This is a genomic window from Rhizobium sp. LARHSG275 (assembly GCF_052871115.1).
The window spans coordinates 270,939-291,489 of the sequence record NZ_JBIXJN010000008.1 but is presented as its reverse complement, the minus strand read 5'-3'; the positions used below and the strand labels follow the sequence as shown (position 1 = coordinate 291,489).

At 61.2% G+C, this 20,551-nt stretch carries 23 protein-coding genes and 1 pseudogene; 3 read left to right on the top strand and 21 right to left on the bottom strand.

Annotation, left to right across the window (positions count from 1 at the left end; all coding sequences use genetic code 11):
* Window positions 1-363 precede the first annotated feature (363 nt).
* From ACIPSK_RS13510 to ACIPSK_RS13485, 6 genes and pseudogenes are all read right to left on the bottom strand, one after another.
* Window positions 364-723 carry a hypothetical protein gene (locus tag ACIPSK_RS13510; RefSeq protein WP_017965188.1) on the bottom strand — a complete coding sequence of 120 codons (360 nt, stop codon included), beginning with the start codon at window positions 721-723 and terminating at the stop codon, window positions 364-366.
* 164 nt (window positions 724-887) lie between these two features.
* Complete coding sequence (locus ACIPSK_RS13505) at window positions 888-1,193, bottom strand: hypothetical protein (protein ID WP_162119546.1); 306 nt, start codon at window positions 1,191-1,193, stop codon at window positions 888-890.
* A gap of 118 nt (window positions 1,194-1,311) precedes the next feature.
* Window positions 1,312-1,512: pseudogene (locus tag ACIPSK_RS13500) on the bottom strand (YjbQ family protein); the annotation flags it as partial.
* Window positions 1,513-1,525: 13 nt separating this feature from the next.
* The gene (locus ACIPSK_RS13495) at window positions 1,526-1,879 is read right to left on the bottom strand and encodes a DUF1428 domain-containing protein (RefSeq protein ID WP_162119547.1); all 354 of its coding nucleotides are present in this window, start codon (window positions 1,877-1,879) and stop codon (window positions 1,526-1,528) included.
* 115 nt (window positions 1,880-1,994) lie between these two features.
* A complete protein-coding gene (locus ACIPSK_RS13490; protein WP_162119548.1) occupies window positions 1,995-2,591 on the bottom strand; it encodes a DUF922 domain-containing protein in 597 nt (198 codons plus the stop codon).
* Between the two features lie 96 nt (window positions 2,592-2,687).
* Window positions 2,688-3,908 (bottom strand): MFS transporter, encoded by a 1,221-nt coding sequence (locus ACIPSK_RS13485; protein WP_162119549.1) that lies wholly within the window; start codon window positions 3,906-3,908, stop codon window positions 2,688-2,690.
* A 238-nt stretch (window positions 3,909-4,146) separates the two neighbouring features.
* On the opposite strand from ACIPSK_RS13485, the gene ACIPSK_RS13480 reads away from it, so the two are divergent.
* Window positions 4,147-4,614, top strand: a complete 468-nt coding sequence (locus ACIPSK_RS13480; protein WP_162119550.1) for an ester cyclase — start codon at window positions 4,147-4,149, stop codon at window positions 4,612-4,614.
* Window positions 4,614-5,540, top strand: coding sequence for an NADP-dependent oxidoreductase (locus ACIPSK_RS13475; protein WP_162119551.1), 927 nt, complete (start codon window positions 4,614-4,616; stop codon window positions 5,538-5,540). The genes ACIPSK_RS13480 and ACIPSK_RS13475 overlap by 1 nt, the downstream gene beginning before the upstream one ends.
* Window positions 5,541-5,679: 139 nt before the next feature.
* Here ACIPSK_RS13475 and ACIPSK_RS13470 read toward each other — a convergent pair whose 3' ends face one another.
* Both ACIPSK_RS13470 and ACIPSK_RS13465 read right to left on the bottom strand, forming a co-directional pair.
* Window positions 5,680-6,612: a LysR family transcriptional regulator gene (locus ACIPSK_RS13470; RefSeq protein ID WP_162119552.1), complete on the bottom strand. Its 933-nt coding sequence runs from the start codon at window positions 6,610-6,612 to the stop codon at window positions 5,680-5,682.
* 78 nt (window positions 6,613-6,690) lie between these two features.
* Window positions 6,691-7,410 carry a Crp/Fnr family transcriptional regulator gene (locus ACIPSK_RS13465; protein WP_162119553.1) on the bottom strand — a complete coding sequence of 240 codons (720 nt, stop codon included), beginning with the start codon at window positions 7,408-7,410 and terminating at the stop codon, window positions 6,691-6,693.
* 132 nt (window positions 7,411-7,542) lie between these two features.
* Between ACIPSK_RS13465 and ACIPSK_RS13460 the strand changes: the two genes are divergently transcribed.
* A complete protein-coding gene (locus ACIPSK_RS13460) occupies window positions 7,543-7,788 on the top strand; it encodes a DUF6894 family protein (RefSeq protein ID WP_162119554.1) in 246 nt (81 codons plus the stop codon).
* A gap of 167 nt (window positions 7,789-7,955) precedes the next feature.
* Here the strand turns inward: ACIPSK_RS13460 and ACIPSK_RS13455 are convergent, their stop codons facing one another.
* The 13 genes from ACIPSK_RS13455 to ACIPSK_RS13395 all read right to left on the bottom strand — a co-directional run bounded on the left by ACIPSK_RS13455 (window position 7,956) and on the right by ACIPSK_RS13395 (window position 20,501).
* A complete protein-coding gene (locus ACIPSK_RS13455; protein WP_162119555.1) occupies window positions 7,956-8,189 on the bottom strand; it encodes a DUF6894 family protein in 234 nt (77 codons plus the stop codon).
* A gap of 80 nt (window positions 8,190-8,269) precedes the next feature.
* Window positions 8,270-8,668 (bottom strand): DUF427 domain-containing protein, encoded by a 399-nt coding sequence (locus ACIPSK_RS13450; protein WP_162119556.1) that lies wholly within the window; start codon window positions 8,666-8,668, stop codon window positions 8,270-8,272.
* Window positions 8,669-8,764: 96 nt separating this feature from the next.
* Window positions 8,765-9,457, bottom strand: coding sequence for a B3/B4 domain-containing protein (locus ACIPSK_RS13445; protein ID WP_162119557.1), 693 nt, complete (start codon window positions 9,455-9,457; stop codon window positions 8,765-8,767).
* Between the two features lie 3 nt (window positions 9,458-9,460).
* Window positions 9,461-10,357, bottom strand: coding sequence for a DMT family transporter (locus tag ACIPSK_RS13440; RefSeq protein ID WP_162119558.1), 897 nt, complete (start codon window positions 10,355-10,357; stop codon window positions 9,461-9,463).
* A gap of 312 nt (window positions 10,358-10,669) precedes the next feature.
* Window positions 10,670-11,476: an AraC family transcriptional regulator gene (locus ACIPSK_RS13435; RefSeq protein WP_162119559.1), complete on the bottom strand. Its 807-nt coding sequence runs from the start codon at window positions 11,474-11,476 to the stop codon at window positions 10,670-10,672.
* A gap of 78 nt (window positions 11,477-11,554) precedes the next feature.
* Window positions 11,555-12,352, bottom strand: coding sequence for an APH(3') family aminoglycoside O-phosphotransferase (locus tag ACIPSK_RS13430; protein ID WP_162119560.1), 798 nt, complete (start codon window positions 12,350-12,352; stop codon window positions 11,555-11,557).
* Window positions 12,353-12,458: 106 nt separating this feature from the next.
* Window positions 12,459-12,620, bottom strand: a complete 162-nt coding sequence (locus ACIPSK_RS13425) for a hypothetical protein (RefSeq protein WP_168724987.1) — start codon at window positions 12,618-12,620, stop codon at window positions 12,459-12,461.
* A 110-nt stretch (window positions 12,621-12,730) separates the two neighbouring features.
* The gene (locus ACIPSK_RS13420; protein ID WP_162119561.1) at window positions 12,731-13,834 is read right to left on the bottom strand and encodes a DUF930 domain-containing protein; all 1,104 of its coding nucleotides are present in this window, start codon (window positions 13,832-13,834) and stop codon (window positions 12,731-12,733) included.
* A 36-nt stretch (window positions 13,835-13,870) separates the two neighbouring features.
* The gene (locus tag ACIPSK_RS13415; RefSeq protein WP_162119562.1) at window positions 13,871-14,608 is read right to left on the bottom strand and encodes a DUF930 domain-containing protein; all 738 of its coding nucleotides are present in this window, start codon (window positions 14,606-14,608) and stop codon (window positions 13,871-13,873) included.
* 175 nt (window positions 14,609-14,783) lie between these two features.
* Entirely contained in the window at window positions 14,784-15,065 is a 282-nt protein-coding gene (locus ACIPSK_RS13410) for a GYD domain-containing protein (protein WP_446532938.1), read from the bottom strand.
* 333 nt (window positions 15,066-15,398) lie between these two features.
* A complete protein-coding gene (rpoD, locus tag ACIPSK_RS13405) occupies window positions 15,399-17,456 on the bottom strand; it encodes an RNA polymerase sigma factor RpoD (RefSeq protein WP_017965213.1) in 2,058 nt (685 codons plus the stop codon).
* A 630-nt stretch (window positions 17,457-18,086) separates the two neighbouring features.
* On the bottom strand, window positions 18,087-19,124 hold the full coding sequence (tdh, locus tag ACIPSK_RS13400) for an L-threonine 3-dehydrogenase (protein ID WP_162119564.1): 1,038 nt from the start codon (window positions 19,122-19,124) through the stop codon (window positions 18,087-18,089).
* Window positions 19,125-19,313: 189 nt separating this feature from the next.
* Window positions 19,314-20,501: a glycine C-acetyltransferase gene (locus ACIPSK_RS13395; RefSeq protein ID WP_162116568.1), complete on the bottom strand. Its 1,188-nt coding sequence runs from the start codon at window positions 20,499-20,501 to the stop codon at window positions 19,314-19,316.
* Window positions 20,502-20,551 lie beyond the last annotated feature (50 nt).

Sequence of the window (20,551 nt, the reverse complement as noted above, 5' to 3'; positions counted from 1 at the left end):
GTCAAAACCCGCCGGAAGCCGCGCGCGCACTTCCGGCCAATGATCCAAAATCTCAGGACGAATCTTCATCCAAAGCTTGAATCACAACCAGATTCCTTATGTCCAGCGCTAAACCTAGCGCATATGAGGGTTAGGGTGAGGGGCAGCCCTTGGCGCGAACCAGACGGGCGTGGACAGGGCCGAGGATGACGCCGGGGAAAGAGCGAGGTTGTCATAAAACTGAACGCCGCGCGTCTTTCCAGACGCGCGGCGCTGTAAAAAGGACTTTCACAAAAAGAAAACCGCCCTTGCCGATCCGGGGAGACTGGCAAAGGCGGTTGTGGCCGCCGCATCGGGGAGACGAGGCGGCATTCTACTTTGATATCAGCGGCGCAGGGCCGGGCAGCCGCGGACATTGGCGAAGCTCATCTCATCGGGGCCGCGACGCGTCCAACCCTGGACGATCACCCGGCGTGGCGTGATGTCGACGACGCGTGCACGGCGAAAGCCGTAATCCCGGGCGAGGTTTTCGGCGAGCTGCGGATTGCAGCCGCGCGACGGGCGGCCGTAGCCCGGAGGTGGACGATCAAAACCCGGCGGCGGACGGCGGTAATCCTGCGGCGGACCACGGTCCGGCTCGCCGATAATGATATTCAACTGGGCGGCGGCCGGGGCCACCGTGCCGGCCAGGGTGCCGGCTGTCAGCATGACGGCAAGACCCGCCTTTGCCAGAAACTGCATCATCAAAAACCTTTTCGTTTGAAAGTCGGGCGGTCAAGCCCGTCCGCATTACGCCGAGGCGTCATTTGGGAATCACTCGTACAGGTCAGAGAAGAGACGGCTGAAAGTGTCAGCGTCAAGGCAGAAACGGACCGGAAGCGCCGCAGCGGCGCCTCCGGCCGTTGTCCTCAGCGCCGGATCAGCGGGCAGCCGCGGACATTCGCGAAGATGATCCTGTCCCAGCCGCGCCGGTCGCGCCCGGCTACGACAACGACCCGGGGCGACATGCGGGTGATATGGGCTCTGCGCAGACCGAAATCACGCGCCTTGTTCACCGCATGGATCGGCGAGCAGCCGCGGATCGGACGATGATATTGCGCCTCGACGACGAAGTTCGTCTGGGGCCCGGCGGCCGCCGCTGTCGAAACCGTGGCCGGCATGGAGCAGAGGGCGAGCAATGCGGCCAGCGAGGCCTTGGCGAGGAAATGCGTCATGGAGTGTCTCCGTCGGTTTGATAGGCTCTCCCTTCAGGGATTGTCTCGACAGTAGACGCTGCAAACTGAACGGTGTTCGAACCACCCATTCAGTTTTCATTCACAAGGATTAACTCTCTCACGGGCTGAGATGCAGGACAATTTCGCGCCGGTGCGGGCGGTCGCGATGTTCGAAAAGATAAAGGCCCTGCCATGTGCCGAGCATCAGCCGCCCTTCCGCAACGGGAATGCCCGTCGAGACCTGGGTCAGCGCCGCCTTGATATGCGCCGGCATGTCGTCTGGCCCCTCGGCCCTATGCACGACCCAGCCCAAGGCAGGGCTGCCTGGGGCATCAGAGCTTGAGAAGCGTCTCGAAGCCGCCATAGATCATCCGCTTGCCGTCGAACGGCATCTGCCACTGGTCGCCCTTGAGCCTCGGATCGGCCATCACCTTGGCATTGATATCGTCGCGCTCCCGGCGCGAGCCGTAGACGATCCAGGAAAACACCACCACCTCATCCTCCTTCGCCTGCACGGCCCGGGGAAAGGAGGTCAGCTCGCCATAGGGCACGTCGTCGCCGATACATTCGACATATTCGAGCGCGCCATATTCCTTCCAGATCGAGCCAGCGAAGGTCGAGAATTCCTTGTAGGCCTCGATATTCGCCTTCGGAACCGCCACGACGAAACCATCGACATAGGACATTTCGCTCCTCCTTTGCGTGTCTGCGCCCGGTTATCACGGAAGAGATAGGAGACTTGCCAAGCGGGTCCAGTCCGCTGCCGAGCGGTTAACCGCGCCCTTATCAGCTTCCTGGGGTTCAGGGCCCATTCACCAGCTTGAGGATGAGCTGCTGGATATTGCCGCCATCACCCATTTCGATCTTGTCGAAGTCACGGCCACGCTGACGTTGTCTCTGGGAGATCTCACCGAGCCGGCGGGTCAGCTCGATCCTGATCTTCTTGCAGTAGGGATCGTCGGCAACGGTGAGGCCGACGCTCATCGTCTCGATCTCATTGACCATCTCCTTGATGGTCTCGCCATGCACCCGCTCATGCGCCTGCACACCCGATATGAAGGCCTCCCAGCTGCTCTTGACGGCCGCCGGCAGTTCGTCCGCGGGCTTCGGTAAAGTATAGGTGATGACGAGCTTCGGCCGGTTGGTGACGATAACGCAAGCATTGCCCTGCGGTTCGTATTTCCTGGTCCAGGTCAGCTTGAACGTCGTATGCGCGATTGCCCGGCCCGCACCGGCTTCGGGCCCGCGCGCGCCGATCGATTCATAGAGCTCCACACCCGACTTGCCTGATATCGAATAGGGCCGCACCTCTTCGGTCGCCTGCCACTCGGCCAGCGCCACGGCCGGCACCGAGGCGAAAACTGCCACCAGCACAAGAGATAGAAAATGTCTCGTCACGCGCGGCTCCGCCGAATGATGTTTCGCGCCGAACCTAATGGGGCCAAGCGGGGCATTCAACAAGCTAAACGAGCCGCACGTCGAAGAACGATCTGGCTAGCCCTGCAACGTCTTGACCTTGGTGAGATCCGGGAAGAGCCGTATCCACAGGAGCACGACGACGATCGTGCCGAGCCCGCCGACAACGCCGGTGGCGACCGGCCCGAGGGCTGCCGCCATCATGCCGGATTCGAATTCGCCGAGCTGGTTGGAGGTGCCGATGAACAGCGAGTTGACGGCACTGACGCGGCCGCGCATTTCGTCTGGCGTCAGCAGCTGCACCAGCGAGCTGCGCACGACGACGCTTACCGTGTCGGACGCGCCGACGACGAACAACGCGACGACGGAAAGTGCAATATTGGTCGAAAGCGAGAAGACGATGGTGGCGACGCCGAACACGGCGACGGCGGCAAGCATCTTGCGCCCGACATTGCTTTCGAGCGGCCGGCGCGCAAGCACGATCGACATCACGAGCGCGCCGATCGCCGGCGCGGCGCGCAAAAGGCCGAGCCCCCAGGGGCCGGTTTGCAGGATATCGCGGGCCAACATTGGCAGCAGCGCGGTCGCGCCGCCCAGCAGCACCGCGAAGAGATCGAGCGAAATCGTGCCGAGCATCACCGGCCGGCTGCGGATGAAGGAGACGCCGGCAAAGACCGAAGCGAGCGTCACCGGCTCGCGCCTAGCAGGGCTCCATTGCATCCGGATGGAGATGACGTTGAAACTCGCAACGGCAAAAAGCAGCGCGGCAATTGCAAAGGGCGCGACGGGATGGAGGCCGTAAAGCAGGCCGCCGAGCGAGGGGCCGATGATCAGCGCCGTCTGCATCATCGAGGTCGAGGTTGCAACCGCCTTCTGCAGCATTGAGGCCGGCACGATGTTCGGCAACAGCGCCGCCATGGTCGGGCGCTCGAAGGCAACGACGGCGCCGAGCACCGTGACGGCGGCGAGGATGCCGGCCGGCGTCAGCCATTGCTGCCAGGTAGCGATCGCCAGCACCAGCGCCGTCACCGCCTCGATCAATTGGCAGACAAGCCCGATGCGCCGCCGGTCCAACCGGTCGGCGACATGGCCGACGACGAAGGTCAGCACCACCATCGGCAGGAACTGGCAGAGGCCGACGAGGCCGAGCGCAAAGGCGCTGTGCGTCTGGTCGTAGATCATCCATCCCATGGCGATGCCAATGGACTGGAAGGAGAGCGAGGAAAAAACGCGGGAGGCAGCGAAATTCAGATAGCCGGGGTGGCGAAGAACGCTCCCCGGTCCTTGGGATATATCCATTGCGATGTCACCGGCCGGCTACGGTCGCGCCAGCCTTTATAAGGAGTTTTTAAGAGGTCGGAGCGGTGTTCTGCCCGAATGGGCGATTTGTCAATCGCAAGGCGCAGCCGCCGCCGGTTTGTACTGGTCTCACCTCGTCAGCATATCAATTATCAATGATCGCTTATATCGGATATCGATTTCCGATATGACAGCCGCATGCCCTAATCTCCTCTTGTCATAAACAAAGAGGCTCTCGATGACCTTTGATACAACCGCAAGCGCACTGACTGCAGGTCAGCATGCAACGCTTGAAACCTTCTACGGCGCATTCACCCGCAAGAACCCCGATCTTCTCGACGAAGCCGTCACATCGGGCTGGCAGGATATTCCGCTCGCCCCCGGCCAGGGTCCCGGCCCAGCTGGGCTGAAGCCGATCATTCTCGGCTTCATCGAATCCCTGCCGGATGTGGAGATCGTTGTCGACGAAGTGATCGGTTTCAACGATCGCGCCGGCGTTCGCGCCCGTATTGTCGGCACCCAGCGCGGCGCGCTCTTCGGCATTCCGGCCACGAACCGCCGGATCGAGATCGCGCTCCATGAATTCCACCGCTTCGAAGGCGACAGGATCTCCCATACCTGGCACCTCGAGGACTGGTTCGGCATGCTGCACCAACTCGGCGCTTGGCCGCCGAAGGCGGTGTCCCTGCATCCGGAGAGCGCGTGATGAAGGCCGCCCGTATCTATGCCCACGGTGTAATCGATGATATCCGGATCGAGGATGTGCCGGAGCCGGTACCCGGCCTCGACGAGGTGCTCATCCGCGTCGAGGCAGCCGCCCTCAATCCAATGGATAACAAGCTGCTTGCCGGATATCTGAAGGACTTCTTCCCCCTCGCCTTCCCCTATACGCTCGGAACCGATCTCGCTGGAACGGTGGTGGCAACAGGTCCGCTCGTCGCCACCGTCAGGCCAGGTGTAAGAGTGATCGCGCGCACAGACCCAACGAGCGGCGGCGCCTTCGCCGAACTGGCGGCCGTGCCCGCCCGACTGGTTGTTCCAATTCCGCGCGATCTGCCGCTTTTAAACTTTGCCGGCCTGCCGACGGCAGCGGCCACCGCCTGGCAGGCGCTGTTCGAGGCAGCAGCGGTCCAGCCCAGCCAATCGGTGCTCATCCATGCCAGCGCTGGCGGCGTTGGCAGTTTCGCGGTTCAGCTCGCAAGGCTTGCCGGCGCGTATGTGACGGCGACAGCCTCTGCCTCCAATCTTGACCTCGTCCGCTCGCTTGGCGCTGACGAAGTGATCGACTATCGCAACCAGGATTTTACTGCCTTCGCTCGGGCCGTCGACCTGGTGATCGACGCGGTCGGCGGCGAAACGCTGGAGCGCTCGCTCGGCATCATCCGCCCCGGCGGCAAGCTTATCGGCCTTTCGGCACCGTTCGACACCGAAGGGCCGAAGGCGCGCGGCATCGATGCGCAGTTTCTCTTTCATGAGAGCGATGCCGGTCGCCTGGCCGCAGTGGCAGAACTTGCCGCAGATCGTCGTCTCCAAAGCGTCATCGGCCAGGAGTTCGCCCTTGCGGACACGGTCGAGGCTTTGCGGTCTCTTTCGAAGGGCGGCGCCCGAGGCAAGACCTTGGTGAGACCCTAGAACAGGATGGTTTTAGGCCTGTTCGGCCTAAAATCTGAATCTGTTCTCAATGAAAGAGTTAGAGCATGATGTCGTCCGAAAACCGCTCACACTTTTCGGCATCATGCTCTAAACGAGGCGGCTGATCCCAAAAGAGGGATCAGCGCAATTCCTCGGATTGATCCTGCTTCGCGGCCGCGACGGAGCGGATCAGTTCGCGGAACCACTGCTGCCCGACATGGGAATCGTTGCGGCGATGCCATGACAGCGCAAAGGAGACCGGCAGCAGTTCGATCGGCGGCTTGTGGATCGACAGCCGGGCGCGGCTGTCCGAGACCTCGACGACGCCGCGCATCAGCGTGGCGACGAGATCGGTCTCGGCGACGATCGCCGGCGCCGCATACATTTGCGGCAACGTCAGGCCGAGCCTGCGGCGCAGACCGAATTCCGAAAGCTTCCGGTCGACATGGCCATAACGATCGCCTTCCGGTGATACGAGCAGGTGGTCGAGAGCGACGAAGGTTTCGAGATCAAGACCCCTTGCCGCGGGATGATCGGCGCGGACGATCGAAACGAAGCTCTCCTCGAAAAGCAGCCGGGAAAGGATGCGTGGCGACGAGGAGACCGGTACGCCGACCGCCGCATCCACCTCGCCGGCGTCGAGCATCTCCACCGCCCTTTCCCGGGCAACGAAACCCTTGACGTCGACGCTGATTTTTGGCGCGGCCTGCCTGATCGCCGCCAGCAGCTTCGGCAGAAGCACGAAGGCTGGATGTTCGGAAAGACCGAGCCGGAACGAAGCCGATGACGACCGCGGATCGAAGACGCCACTGAAAGCCAGCGCCTCTTGCGCATGCCGCAGAGATTTTCCGATCGGCTCGGCCAGATCGAGCGCCCGCGGTGTCGGCTCCAATCCGCTCGGGCTGCGCACGAAGAGCTCATCCTGAAAAAGCTGCCGTAACCTGGCAAGTGCTGCACTCATCGCCGGCTGGGTGCGGCCGATGCGGGCGCCAGCCCGGGTGACGCTGCGCTCCGCCATGATCGCGTCGAAGGCGACGAGGAGGTTGAGATCGACCGCTTGAAGACTATTCATGATGTGGATGATGCCCGTCAACTACTATAGACCGGCAGCATGTTGCAAACCCTCTTTATGTGCAAGAGCCGTTGACGTTTAGCGCGGCTCCCTGGAGATGCTGAGATAGCCGGGATCGAATTCGGCGATCTCCTGCAGGCGTTCCCAGTCGACGATGGTAATCGTCCGATTCTCCCAGGTGAACACGCCCTCGCGCCTTAGGGCCTGCAATGTCTTGTTCAGGTGGACGACGGAGACGCCGAGCACGTCGGCCATCTCGATCTGCGTCAAAGGAAACTGGAAGCTTGGGCCGCGCGTCCGCTTCACCACCTGCAGCCGCACGAAGAGCTCGCAGACGAGATGGGCGATATGGGCGCGCTTGGAGCGCCGGCCCATGGCGACGATCCACTCGCGGTGGATGGCGCCATCGACTAGCGTGTCGAGCCAGAGCAGCCGGGTCAGATGCGGCATGCGTTCGGTGATCGCCCTGAGGTCGGCGTGATCGGCGAAAGCGACGCGACAGGACGACATCGCAACGACGCCATGATCCATCTTCTTGATTGGGAAAGCGTGCAGATCGACAAAATCGCCAGCGACGTGCAGCGCGGTGATCTGACGACTGCCATCGGCCATCACCCTGTAGCGGGCCGCAAAACCATCGAGCAGCAGCGTGCTGTAGGTCGGACGGCTTCCTTCGGAGACGAGATCCTCTCCGGCAAGGAAGTGCCTCTCCTTGACGATGATCGCTCTGAGATGACTTTCCTCCTCGGCCGACAACACATCGCGACTTCCAAGGTTCAGCAGCAGCGGCTCGATCACGGGCTTGTCTGCCGATATAGGAAAAGTCTCCCGATCATTTCGATGCGACCTGTATTTTCTTTAAGAATCAATGCCTAACCTCGGAACAATTGTCTTCTCTGTGATTTCTCCCTGTGACGCGCAGGAAGAAACATGGCTCGCTACTATTTCGATCTACACAACGGCGAAGGTCCCACGCGCGACGAGCACGGCACCGAGCTCAAATCTCGCGAAGACATTCCGAAAGAAGTGACCCGCATCCTGCTGGATGTGGCCCGTGACGAACTGCCCGCAGGTGATCGCATGACCATCGCCGTCACCGTTCGCGACGAAAGCGGCGAGCCGGTCACGGTTGCCAGTCTCGTCTTCAGCAATGAATGGCTCGACGTCTTACGATAGCGGCGGCCGTTCAAAGGTTGCCGCCGATTACACATACGCACCAATCCGACTCGGTCGATTAGCGCGACGCTAAGTCCCGCCTTCACCGCGGGCAATTAAATTTGACATAGTTTCCGAATGCTTTGGTCTGGATCGAGGGGGATCACAGCCCAGTAAACCGATCACGGCTACTTCGGAATTTCTTCGAGAATCAGTCGTATTTCCGCAAGCGGCGTACGGCTTTCATCGAAGAGTTCCACCGACATCATGTTCAGAGGTGCAGCAGGCAGGCCTTCGGCGGCCATCTCAGCCAACACGCGCCGTGCCTCCGCTTTCGCGGCTTCGATGGATTCAAAATCATAGGCCGTCTCGGTCGTCCCGGCGCCATCACGATCGAAAAGTTGAAAGTAGAATTTCGGCACGACGCACCCCCGCTAAATGAGCCTAACGAGCTGGCAGCACACAAGTTCCGCCGAAACGGGTTTCCGTGTCATGCGTATCGTCAGAAGGCGCCGGCTTCCGGAGACGCCATCTCCTCGATGCCATCGACACGGTCGGGATAGAAGGCGAGATGGTCCTTGATGCTGCTGACCGCGGCATTCGGCGCCTCGTAGGTCCAGACGGCATTCTTCGAGCGCTCGCCGCCCGGAATGATGCTGTAATAGGAGGCGTCGCCCTTATAGGGGCAATGGCTGCTGTGGTCGGTGCGTTGAAGCAGCGACATGTCCACATCCCTGCGCGGAATATACTGCACCGGCGGATAGGAGGCCTCGCGCAGCGTCAGCGCATTGCGGGTATCGGCAATCGTCTTGCCGCCGAGCGTGACGACGACACGGGAGGGATTGTGCTCGACGGTGATCGGATGATCCGGCCCCGGAATCTTGATCGACTTATCTGACATCGGGTTCGTCTCCAGAAGCTATCGATCGCATAGAGATAGGGCGGCATGCGGCCGGCCCAAGGGCTCGAATGCAGCTTTCCCTGAAATGCTGCGCCACTAGAACTCGAAACGCGGCGATACCGGACTTAGCATCGCCGTTTTCGGCGCCGCCGGCCAGTGCCGTGCAAGCGCATCTGCAACTGTTTCGATCAGCCTGGCGATGTCGTCGCCGGCGGAGGCGTGCAGAGCCTCGGCGACGATCAGCACCGAGCGCGTGGTCTCCCGCACCGCCGAAAGCCCGCTCTGCCGGTTCGTCCAGCGCCGCGCATGCGCCCTGTCATCACCGTCTGCAAAGATCACTTCGTTCGCCTCCGGATGTTCGCTCTCGCCGGCGAAGGTCAGATAGGTCTCGTCACCTCTGGCGCGCCGGACTTCGAGATCGCCAGCGATCTTTTCAGTGTCGAAGACCGCGATCGGAATGGCAAAGGCGAGCGAAATCGCATTGCAGAGATCGATGAGCGGATGCAGGCGCGGCAGTGCATGTTCCTGGCGGAAGCGACGCAGCAGCGCCTCGGAAGCGCAGCGATATTGCGTCGGCTTCAGCCCCATGCGGGAAAAGCCGCGCCGCCAAGCCTGGATCTCGGGAAATTCGCCTTCCTGCGCTTTGGCCAGCCGGGCCTCGGCGATTGCGTTGAAGTCTGCGATCGCCGCCTCGACATCGGCTTCCGCATGGATCCCTCCCGCATGCAGCGCACCGGCGCGAAGCTCGGGAAAAGCCTGCCATATGGCATCGGAATGGCTGAACTGCATGATCTATCTCCCCCCGGCAAGTTTCACTGTACGGCTCCCGGCAAAGGCAAGCCCGAGCACGGCCGCAAGCACGCAGGCAATGCCGGCGATCTGGTTAAGCCCGACCGGCTCGCCAAGGATGACGAACGCAAGCATGACGGCGGAAACCGGAGCCAACGCGGTAAAGAGCGCCGCCTCCGTGCCGCTCACCCTTTCTGCCCCCGCATACCACAGCAGAAATCCGCCGACGGTGGGCACCAGCGCATAATAGACGACGGCGGCGACAGCGCTTGCGGAAATACCATGTGCGAAAGGCACTTCGAACATGGCGGGGATGGCGGCGACGATAAAACCGATGCCGGCCATCAGCGTCGACTGCGCAAGCGGCGCAATCTCCGTTTTCAATCTTTTGTTGAGCAGGATGAACAACCCCTCGCAGACGACGGCGCAGAAGATCAACGCATTGCCGGCCAATGATCCGCCTGCCGCATCCGGCGTGAAGGCGATCGACAGCACGCCTGATGTCGCAAGCGCTACCGCAAGAAGCAGGGCACGCTGCGGCCGTTCGCGAAGCAGCAGGATGGAGATTGCGGCCGAAACCACCGGCAGCGTGCCGATGATGACGCCGGCATCGGCCGCCGAGGTCAAGCTGAGGCCGGAGATCAGCAGCGTCGTATAACCGACGCTGCCGGCCCCGGCCTGGATGATGAGGATGAGCCGGTCATGTCGGGAAAACCTCGGCAGCCGCGCGCCGGTCGCCCACATCGGCAGGAGAAAGAGGGGAAAGGCGATGGCAAAGCGCAACGCGGTGGCGCTGAATGGCGGCAGACCCGACGCGATCAGCTTGCTTGCGATAACAGTGCTTCCGACCGTTAGCATCGCCAGCGCCAGATAGACATAACCTTGAACCTGCTTCGACATTCAGCGTCTCCCTGTTGGTTGCGCCGAGAAAACAGCAGGGATGGATCAGGGTCTTGAACGAAATTGCAGGCATAAAACAAAGAACTAAAGCGCGGCGGCCAGCCCGTCCTTCGAGGCCCTTCGGGGCTCCTCAAGGATGAGGCTGGAGAGAGGTGGCAGCCCGCGGCACCCACGATCAGCCCTCATCCTTGTACGTTGCCGTTGCTGTATAAAGGGGCTGTGCGACGGGGATGCGTGTCATCCTTGGGTTTTGAACTCGTGCCTCAGCAAGCATCTCCGTGCCGGTGACGAAGCGCGATATGCCGGCACCGCTCAGAGAAAGGCGCCGGCATAGAGGCGCGGCGACAGACCGTATTTGCGCACGAAGACCCGCGTCATGTGGCTCTGGTCGGCAAAGCCGCTGGCAAAGGCCGCTTCCGCCAGCGGCATGCCCTGAGCGATCAGCCGGCGAGCGATATGGATGCGGGCCTGGACGAGATAGGCATGCGGCGTCAAGCCGGTCGCCTTGGCAAAACCGCGCAGCACCTGGAAGCGGCTGAGCCCGCTTTCCCTGGAGAGATCGGCAAGCGAGACGGCGGCAAGCGGATCGTCGTCGATCAGGTCTCGGGCCGCGCGGATCGACGCCGGCACCAGCGGCCGCTCTTCGGTACCGCAGCGCTCACGCATGAGGTCGGCGACGAATTGCAGACTTAGTTCTTCATGCAGCAACTCGTCCGCCGCCCTGCCGCCGGTCACTGCACCAAATAGCGTTTCGAAGCGGGCGGCGATCGCCGCATTGCGGATAACGGGATGCGGGATTTCCAGTCGCCCTGCCCCGCCTTCGCTGATCTCTCGCGATAGGCCGGTGACGATGCCGGGATCGAAATAGAGGATGCGCCAGGATCGGCCCTCGCCGATCGGCGCGCCGTCATGCACCTCGTTCGGATTGACCGTGATGATGTCGCCGGCCTCAGCCTCCACCATGCCGCGGCCGCTGAGCGACGACTGCGCCCCGGCGGAAATCAGGCCGATGCCGAACTGCTCATGCGTATGCCGAGCGAAGCTATGATGCGTTTCCGCCTCCACCGCTTCGACGCCTGATATCGCCGAGCGCAACATCCTGAACTGGTTTTTCGCCATTCTCTGCCCGCAGGTCCGATCCTGGCCACTCTGCCAGCCGCCGTGAGATGACGCAATCATTGCGGCTAAGATGCTTGCCTAGAAGAATTCGTCGAGCAGCTGATAATAATCGAGTCTCGCCAGATCCGTGGCCGGCATGCCGTAGCGATCAAGGAAGGGCTGCACCAGCGCCTCTCCGAAATTATAGGCGATGCTGCTGCAGGCGAGCGCGATATCCTGATAGCGGTCGGCGACGCCGAGACGACTGCAGTCGATATAGCCGGAGAACCCGTCTTCCAAAGCGATGAAATTCGGCAGGCAGGCATCACCATGGGTAACGACGAGATCCTCGCGGTCCGGCCTCCCGCTTTGGAGTTCGGCAAACAGAGCTTCGGCACTCTTTCCAAGCCGCGTCTCGTCGAAATCGGTCTCGTCGACTATGCCGGCCTGCATCCGTGCTTTCGCCGCCGCCATACGTGCCTCCAGCCGATGATCGAAGGGGCAGGATGCGATCGGCAGGCGATGCAGTTCGAGGAGCGCCGCAGCCAACAGCTCGACCCGCGCAAGCGGCGTCAGCACCGATGCGCTGGCGAGATCACTCCCTGGGAGCGCGCTGATCAGCAGCCGATTGTGCACACCATCGCTGTCCTCCGCGATGATATCGGGACATGGCAGACCGGAAGCCTTGAGCCAATGAAGCCTGTCTGCTTCGTCAGCGAGCTCGCCGAAGGGACCGGCCTCTTCGACTTTCAGATAAAGCGTCGGCAATCCGAGAGCTTCCAGCCGGAAGACGCGCGCGACGGAACGGCCGAGCGCATCGCGTTCGAACCGATAACCGGCCAGACGGGCATCAAGCGCGCCCGCCGACGAGGGTTGATCCTCTTGGGAAATCGACATGATATCTGGGCCATTGATGCTGGCGCATTATCCCGACAAGGCGGGGCACCGCAAGCGGCGCGATCGGTCAGCACACATTGGCAGACTGAGCGAGCCCTCTGCGACCTCAATGAACGGTTTCGGCGGGCGCGGCTTCAAGAAGGATTTCGAAAGCCTCTTCCAGAGCAGCCACCAAAATATCGGTCAGCTCATCGCCTTTGTTTTCCAGGAACACCGCACTCACGGCTTCGTCCTGTCGCTCAAAAAAAAGCTCAAACTCGTTCGACATATCATCTGTCCTCTTCTTCACCGGAATCATCACGGCCATGAGAAAAGGCTAGGTGCGGTTCCTTGCGCGTGGCTTGTTCCCGAATGAGACGCAATCCAGGATCGCTAGGACTAGTCACGAATTTCATATTTCGCATACTGACTGCGGGGGATCAATCCACCAACTTCGTGGGCAAACGATACGACTTTCGTGGCTTCCTCATCCACCTCGCAACGAAAACGAACCTGGTACCAGCCCTTGACCGTGCCAAAGGCGGCATCTCTCACATCAAGGATGGTACCGGTTCGCAATCCAAAACTAGGCAATGCGGACGGGAAATAACGCGGCGAACCGTGAACGAGTTGGCCCTGAAGCTCGGTGGCGCAAAGCGTGGCCACTCGCTCTTTGCGCGGAAGACCGCTGACCGCAGTTTGCGCAAACAAACTGCCATCTTCCGTCCGTGAAAACAGAGTTTTTGCCTTGGGCAGATCGTCTTTAGCTATCACTTTCGGTTTCTCAGCGGTCTGCTGCTCCGGCGGCTTGGCCCGCTCGATACTTGTATTGGCTTCGCCAGAGACGCCTGTCGGCGGCCCATTACGCTCTGGGGAAACGTCAGTCGTCGCGACCTCAGGAAGCTTCACATCGTCCGGCACCGGCTTTGAAGGAGGCTCCTCAGTTTTTGGTTTTTCTGCAGCAGCCTTTGTCGGCATCTGCGCCGGTTCGGCATCGTGCTGCGGCGGAGTTGGTGCGGGTTTGGTTTCGCCCTGAGGAGAGTTTCCCGCCAACGACTTTTCGGGGCCGCTATTCCTCTCGCCAAACTCGATGACAGGGCTCAGAGTCAGCATAGGCTTCGGCTTGGCTTGCTCGGGAGTCTTGCCGGCCGGCGGTGGCGGTGGTGGAGGCGGCGGCGGAGGCGGAGGTGGTTCCTTCTTGGCCTCTTCCGGCGGCTTCGGCTCCGGTGGTTTTTCCTTGAGCTTGGGCTCCGGTTTCTTCTCCTCCGGCGGCGGAACGAGCTCCACCTTCACGCTCTCGTCTTCAACAGGCTTCGGCTCGATCGTCGGCAGCCCGAAAATCAGAAGAGCAAGGATAGGAATATGCGCAACAACGGACGCGACGACGCCCCAGCGGATTTCAGGCCGCTGCTTTCCCGTTTCGCGCTGCGTTTCCGCCGGTTCTACGTCTTCTTCTGTCACAGCAGCGATGTGGCCTCTAAAGCCGGCAGCATCAAGCCACAAAAGAAAAAAACCGCGTGATCGCAGCAGCGACGAGAGTTATTGGTCGACGGCTCCATCGTCGGCCACCAGATTGTGCTCTTGCCATTCGCCTTGCGGAATGGCATCGCCGACGAGAAAGGCAAAGGACACCACCTTGCCGGAGCCGGCATCGAGCTCGCATTTAAACTGGATGTTGTACCATTTCCGTTTGCTGCGGAAGGCGCCGCCCTTCACCTCGACGCTGTTGCCGCTGACCTTCTCCGCCGCCATCGCATAGGGCGCAAGCGCATCCGGCGCCATGGCCGGCTGCGCCTGGCGGACCTGCTCCAGCGCCTCGAGATCACAGAGCTGCAGATTGCGCTCGCTGCCGGCAAGGCCGCGCAGCGCCTCGCGGGCGCGGCGGCTGCGCGGATCGGCAAGGACCTTGTCGGAAAACAGCTGTCTTGCCTCGACGAATTCCGTCGGCTTTGGCATTGGCAAAGTGATCGGTGCCACTGAAGGCATTGCCGCGGCAGGCGGATTATTTGTAACCGGCACCGCCGGCTCGGCTTCGGGTTTTGCCGCTTCAGGCTTTGCCTGTTCCGGCGAAGGCGCCTTGACAGGCTCGGGCATGTTCAGCGATTCCACAGCCTGCGGGACGATCTCCACTGAGAGGCCGTCATCCGGCAATGGCAGCGGCGGCTCGGCCTTCGGCAACAGCAGCAGCAGGAGCAGGATCGCGATGGCATGCAGCGCGAACGACGCCGCAGCGCCCCGCTGGATCCCGTCATCCCATTTGCCCGCCGCCAGTTCCATCGGTCAGGAAGCGCCTGTCGGACGATCGATGACGATCATGAAACTGAGGAGCGCTTTCATCATGAGCTTGCCGAAAAGTCGGGCCGGAGCCTGCCGCGGAAATTGAAGCACGCCGCAACACTGCCAGCGCAGCGAGTGCTCCGCAACATCTAAGATCGACGGTCGCCGGCTCCGGTTACCCGAGCGAGCCGATGAGATCCCGGTAGGCGGCCTCCGGGAACGCCTTCAGCGTCTCCGTGCGGACATTGCCGCCCATCGCCAGCGAGAGGGTAAAATGCGCCATGACCGCGTCATCGGGCGCCTCGCAGACGGCGACCATGTCGTGCCCGCCCATCGTCAGAAAGAACTGGTTGAAGGAGCCGCCGACGCCGGCGAGCAACTTCTTCGCCGCATCGAGCCGTTTTGCCGAGTCGCGGACATTGCGGACGCCCTGATCCGTCCAATTGATCAAAAGAATGTAAGTGGTCGTGTCGCACCTCCCAGAGCATGGCGCCGAAAAAGTGTCAGCCGTTTTCGGACGACGTCATGCTCTATTTCTTTGATGTGGATCCGAATTCAGATTTCAGGCCTGTCGGGGCTGAAACTATCCGGATCTAGCGGAGGATTCGTTCACACAGGCACACGTCAGCCCTCGCTCGCGGGTTGCGATCGATGCCTTCCCCCGTGGCCGGATTATAGGCTTGTCACCGTGGAGGGACAAGAAAGATGCCGGGATCATTGGTATTAATCACAAAAGCAAAAGCCGGGCACGCAGCCCGGCTTTTCCAATCAGAACGACGTGGCCGAAGCCTTAACTGTCGAGGAAGCTTCTCAGCTTTCTGGAGCGGCTCGGATGCTTGAGCTTGCGCAGCGCCTTCGCCTCGATCTGTCGGATACGTTCGCGGGTGACCGAGAACTGCTGACCGACTTCTTCGAGCGTGTGGTCGGTGTTCATGCCGATGCCGAAGCGCATGCGCAGAACACGTTCTTCGCGTGGTGTCAGCGAGGCAAGAACGCGGGTCGTCGTCTCGCGTAAGTTCGCCTGGATGGCGGCGTCGATCGGCAGCAGCGCGTTCTTGTCCTCGATGAAATCGCCGAGATGCGAATCCTCTTCGTCACCCACCGGGGTTTCGAGCGAGATCGGCTCCTTGGCGATCTTCAGGACCTTGCGGACCTTTTCGAGCGGCATGGCCAGCTTTTCGGCCAACTCTTCCGGCGTCGGCTCGCGGCCGATTTCGTGCAGCATCTGGCGCGACGTGCGGACGATCTTGTTGATCGTCTCGATCATGTGCACCGGAATGCGGATCGTGCGGGCCTGGTCGGCGATCGAACGGGTGATCGCCTGACGGATCCACCATGTCGCATAGGTCGAGAACTTGTAACCGCGGCGGTATTCGAACTTGTCGACCGCTTTCATCAGGCCGATATTGCCTTCCTGAATGAGGTCGAGGAACTGCAGGCCGCGGTTCGTATATTTCTTGGCGATGGAGATGACCAGGCGAAGATTCGCTTCGACCATTTCCTTCTTGGCGATACGCGCTTCGCGCTCGCCCTTCTGCACCATATGGACGATGCGGCGGAATTCCGAGATCGAGATACCGGTCTCGGTCGCCAGATTCTGGATTTCCTGGCGAATGTCGCGGATCGTCGTGTTTTCGCCCCTGGCGAATTCCTTCCAGCCGCGGGCGGCCAGATTGCCGATCGACTTCATCCAATTCGGATCGAGCTCGGCGCCCTGATACTGCTCCAGGAAGGAGTCGCGCTTGACGCCGTAGGATTCGGCCAGACGCAGCAGGCGACCCTCGTTGGAAACGAGGCGCTTATTGATGTCGTAGAGCTGCTCGACCAAGGCGTCGATGCGGTTCTGGTTCAAGGACAGAGACTTGACGGCCTTGATCAGTTCATCCTTGAGTTCCTTGTAGCGGCGCTCCTGGGCAGTGGACAGCGTGCCGGAAGCCGACAGCCGCTGCTCGACCTGCTGGTCCTGCAGCTTGCGCAGCTTCTTGTAGGTCTCGGCGATCGTATCCAGCGTCTCCATCACCTGCGGGCGAAGCTCGGCTTCCATCGCCGCCAGCGAAAGGTTGGATTCGTCTTCGTCCTCTTCCTCCTCTTCGGGAGGCAGGCCTTCGCCGCCGACATCGGTGATGTCGTCGTCACCGGAGCGGGCGCGACGGGTCTTTTCCTTCTCTTCTGCGAGCTTGCGATCGGCCTCGATCTTCTCCGGGCTCTGGAACTGCGGCGCAGCCTTGGCTTCAGGGCCGGAATAGGTCGTTTCGAGATCGATGATCTCGCGCAGCAGCGTCGTGCCTTCATTGAGCTCGTCGCGCCAGATGATCAGCGCCTGGAAGGTCAGCGGGCTCTCACAGAGGCCCGCGATCATCGTTTCGCGGCCGGCCTCGATGCGCTTGGCGATCGCAATTTCGCCCTCGCGGGACAGAAGCTCCACCGAGCCCATCTCGCGCAGGTACATGCGAACCGGATCGTCGGTACGGTCGGTCGGTTCTTTCTTCTTGGCGGTCGCCAGCGCCGTGCCGCTCGAAGGCGCGAGTTCGCCGCCTTCGCTCTCCTCCTCGCCGCCGGCGTCGTCGTCATCGCTGCCGCCAGAAGCACCGGCTTCCTCGGCTTCCTCGTCTTCGATGACGTTGATGCCCATGTCGGACAGCATCGACATCGTGTCTTCGATCTGCTCGGACGTCACTTCTTCGGACGGCAGGACCGCGTTAAGCTCGTCCATGGTCACATAGCCGCGCTTCTTGGCGGCTTTGATCATCTTCTTGACCGCGTCGTCGGAAAGATCGAGAAGAGGGCCGTCGCTTGCGCCGTCGCGTTCGACTTCCGCGTCTTCGTTCTCTTTGACCTTGGTTGCCATTTATATCGTCGCCTTCCTGACGCTATCCAATCTCGCTACGGTGAACGGGCTGTCTCAGGGCCTGACGCGCCGCACGCGCCGCCCTCGAATCACCTTTGCCCACCTAACGGGATGACATTTAAAGCCTGATTAACCACGATTACCGGCACCGGACAGCAAAGCTTTCTTGCTTTTGGATTTCCGGTCATGGTTGCGCGATCCGCCTTGACCCAGTTCACCATTCAACAAGTCGAACGGTGATTCCCACATTTTTTGTTCTCGTCAAGCTTTTCCAGAAAAAAAGCCCACAAAAATACGGAAAAAGCCTTATCCACAGGCTTTGAACCGCGGCAGCGATTGCGAACCCTTATTTAAGATGCTGCGAACAAAAGACAAGGGCAGCAAGAATTTTGCCCGCCATACCGGTTATTTCCCTCATTTTTGCAGTTGTGCAGACGGTATATACGCCTTTAGAGCGCCGTGCGCCCTTTAACACTTTGAATCTGCGCATCGTGCTTTCCGAGAGATAGTGGCTAACGCGCCGCGCCGTCATACGCCTTCACCGTCAGCGCACCAATATCGAATTCGCCTTCGACCTCGAAAGCCACCTTGCCCCAATGGCAGCTTCCTTCGCAGAGCATGTCGTCCTCCTCACTTCCAGTCCATGACAACCTTGCCGGAATTGCCCGACCGCATCGCCTCGAAGCCGTCGCGAAAATCGTCGATGCCGATCCGGTGGGTAATGATCGGCGCGAGATCGAGGCCGCCCTGGACGAAGGCGATCATCTTGTACCAGGTCTCGAACATCTCGCGACCGTAGATGCCCTTGAGATTGAGCATCTTGAAGATCACCTTGTTCCAGTCGATCTCGAAGCCCGCCGGCGCGATGCCGAGAATGGCGATCTTGCCGCCATTGTTCATCTTGTCGATCATGTCGCGGAAGGCAGGTGCGGCCCCAGACATTTCGAGCCCGACGTCGAAACCCTCCGTCATGCCGATCGCCTTCATCACGTCGGCGAGGTTTTCCTTCGATGCGTCGACGACATGGTCGATGCCGAGCTTGCGCGCCAGCTCCAGCCGGTGCGGATTGATATCGGTGATGACGACCTTGCGGGCGCCGGATCGCTTGGCGACGAGCGCGCCCATGATGCCGATCGGTCCGGCGCCGGTGACGAGCACGTCCTCGCCGACGAGATCGAAGGAAAGCGCGGTGTGCACGGCATTGCCGAACGGATCGAAGATCGCGGCGATCTCGTCGGAAATATCGTCCGGGATCGGCACGACATTGCTTTCGGGAATGCAGACGAACTCACCGAAGGAGCCCGGGCGGTTGACGCCGACACCGAGCGTGTTGCGGCAGAGATGCCCCCTGCCCGCCCGGCAGTTGCGGCACTTGCCGCAGACGATATGCCCCTCGCCGGAGACCCGCTCGCCGATATGATAGCGGGTGACCGCCGAACCGATCTCGGCGATCTCGCCGGAGAATTCATGGCCGACCACCATCGGTACCGGAATGGTCTTCTGCGCCCACTGGTCCCAGTTCCAGATATGGACGTCGGTGCCGCAGATCGCCGATTTCTTCACCCGGATCAGCACATCGTTCGGCCCGACCTCAGGCACCGGCACATTCTCCATCCAGAGCCCGACCTCCGGTTTCGCTTTGACCAGCGCCTTCATCATGTTCGACATATCTGTATTCCTTGACCCCGTATCTGTCGCAGCCCCTCATCCGCCTGCCGGCACCTTCTCCCCGCAAGCGGGGCGAAGGGATATGCCGCACCGGCTTCCTTCCCCTTGACGCTGCGTTTGGCAGGTCCCCTCTCCCCGCTGGCGGGGAGAGGGTTAGGGTGAGGGGCAAACCCTATTCTCAAATCCCACTCAAATCACACCCAGTTCCCGCCCTGCCTCGGCAAAGGCCGCGATTGCCCGCTCCACATCCGCCCGCGAATGCGCCGCCGACATTTGCGTGCGGATGCGGGCCTGGCCTTTCGGCACGACGGGGAAGGAGAAGCCGATCACATAGATCCCCTTCTTCAGCATCAGGCTTGCCATATCCTGGGCGAGCTTGGCATCACCCAGCATGACGGGGATAATCGGATGGCCTTCGCCGGCAAGCGTGAAGCCGAGCTTGGTCATTTCGGTGCGGAACAGATCGGCATTGTCGGAAAGGCGCTTGCGCAAGGCATCGCCATTTTCGATAAGGTCGAAAACCTTGAGCGAGGCGGCGGCGATGACGGGCGCCAGCGTGTTAGAGAACAGATAGGGCCGCGAGCGCTGCCGCAGCCACTCCACAACTTCGGCCTTGGCAGAGGTATAGCCGCCCGAGGCGCCGCCGAGCGCCTTGCCCAGCGTGCCGGTGATAATGTCGATCCGGCCTTCGACGCCGCAATGTTCGGCAGAGCCGCGACCGTTCTTGCCGACGAAACCGACGGCATGGCTGTCATCGACCATGACCATCGCACCGTATTTCTCGGCGAGATCGCAGACACCGCCCAAATTGGCGATGATTCCGTCCATCGAGAAGACGCCGTCGGTGGCAACCAGCTTGAAGCGGCTGCCTTCGGCCTTTTTCAGTTCCTCTTCGAGTGCCGCCACGTCGTTGTTGGCGTAGCGGAAGCGCTTGGCCTTCGAAAGCCTGACGCCGTCGATGATCGAGGCGTGGTTCAGCGCGTCGGAGATGATCGCGTCCTCTTCCGACAGCAGCGTTTCGAAGAGACCGCCGTTGGCGTCGAAACAGGAGGAATAGAGGATCGTGTCTTCCATGCCGAGGAAGGAGGAGATGCGCGCCTCGAGCTGCTTATGCTCTTCCTGCGTACCGCAGATGAAACGCACCGAGGCCATGCCGTAGCCGTATCGGTCGAGCGCTTGCTTGCCGGCCTCGGCCAGTTCCTGGTTGTCGGCAAGGCCGAGATAGTTGTTGGCGCAGAAATTCAGCACCCGCTCGCCGGTGGAAATCGCGATCTCGCCCGCCTGCTTGGAGCTGATGACGCGCTCGGATTTGTAGAGGCCGGCATCCTTCAGCGCCGAGATCTCGTTGCTGAGATGGGAGAGAAATTGCGAGGTCATGGACGGCCTTTCCCGGAGATTTCCGTTTGCCCGCCGGGTTAGCATATTGC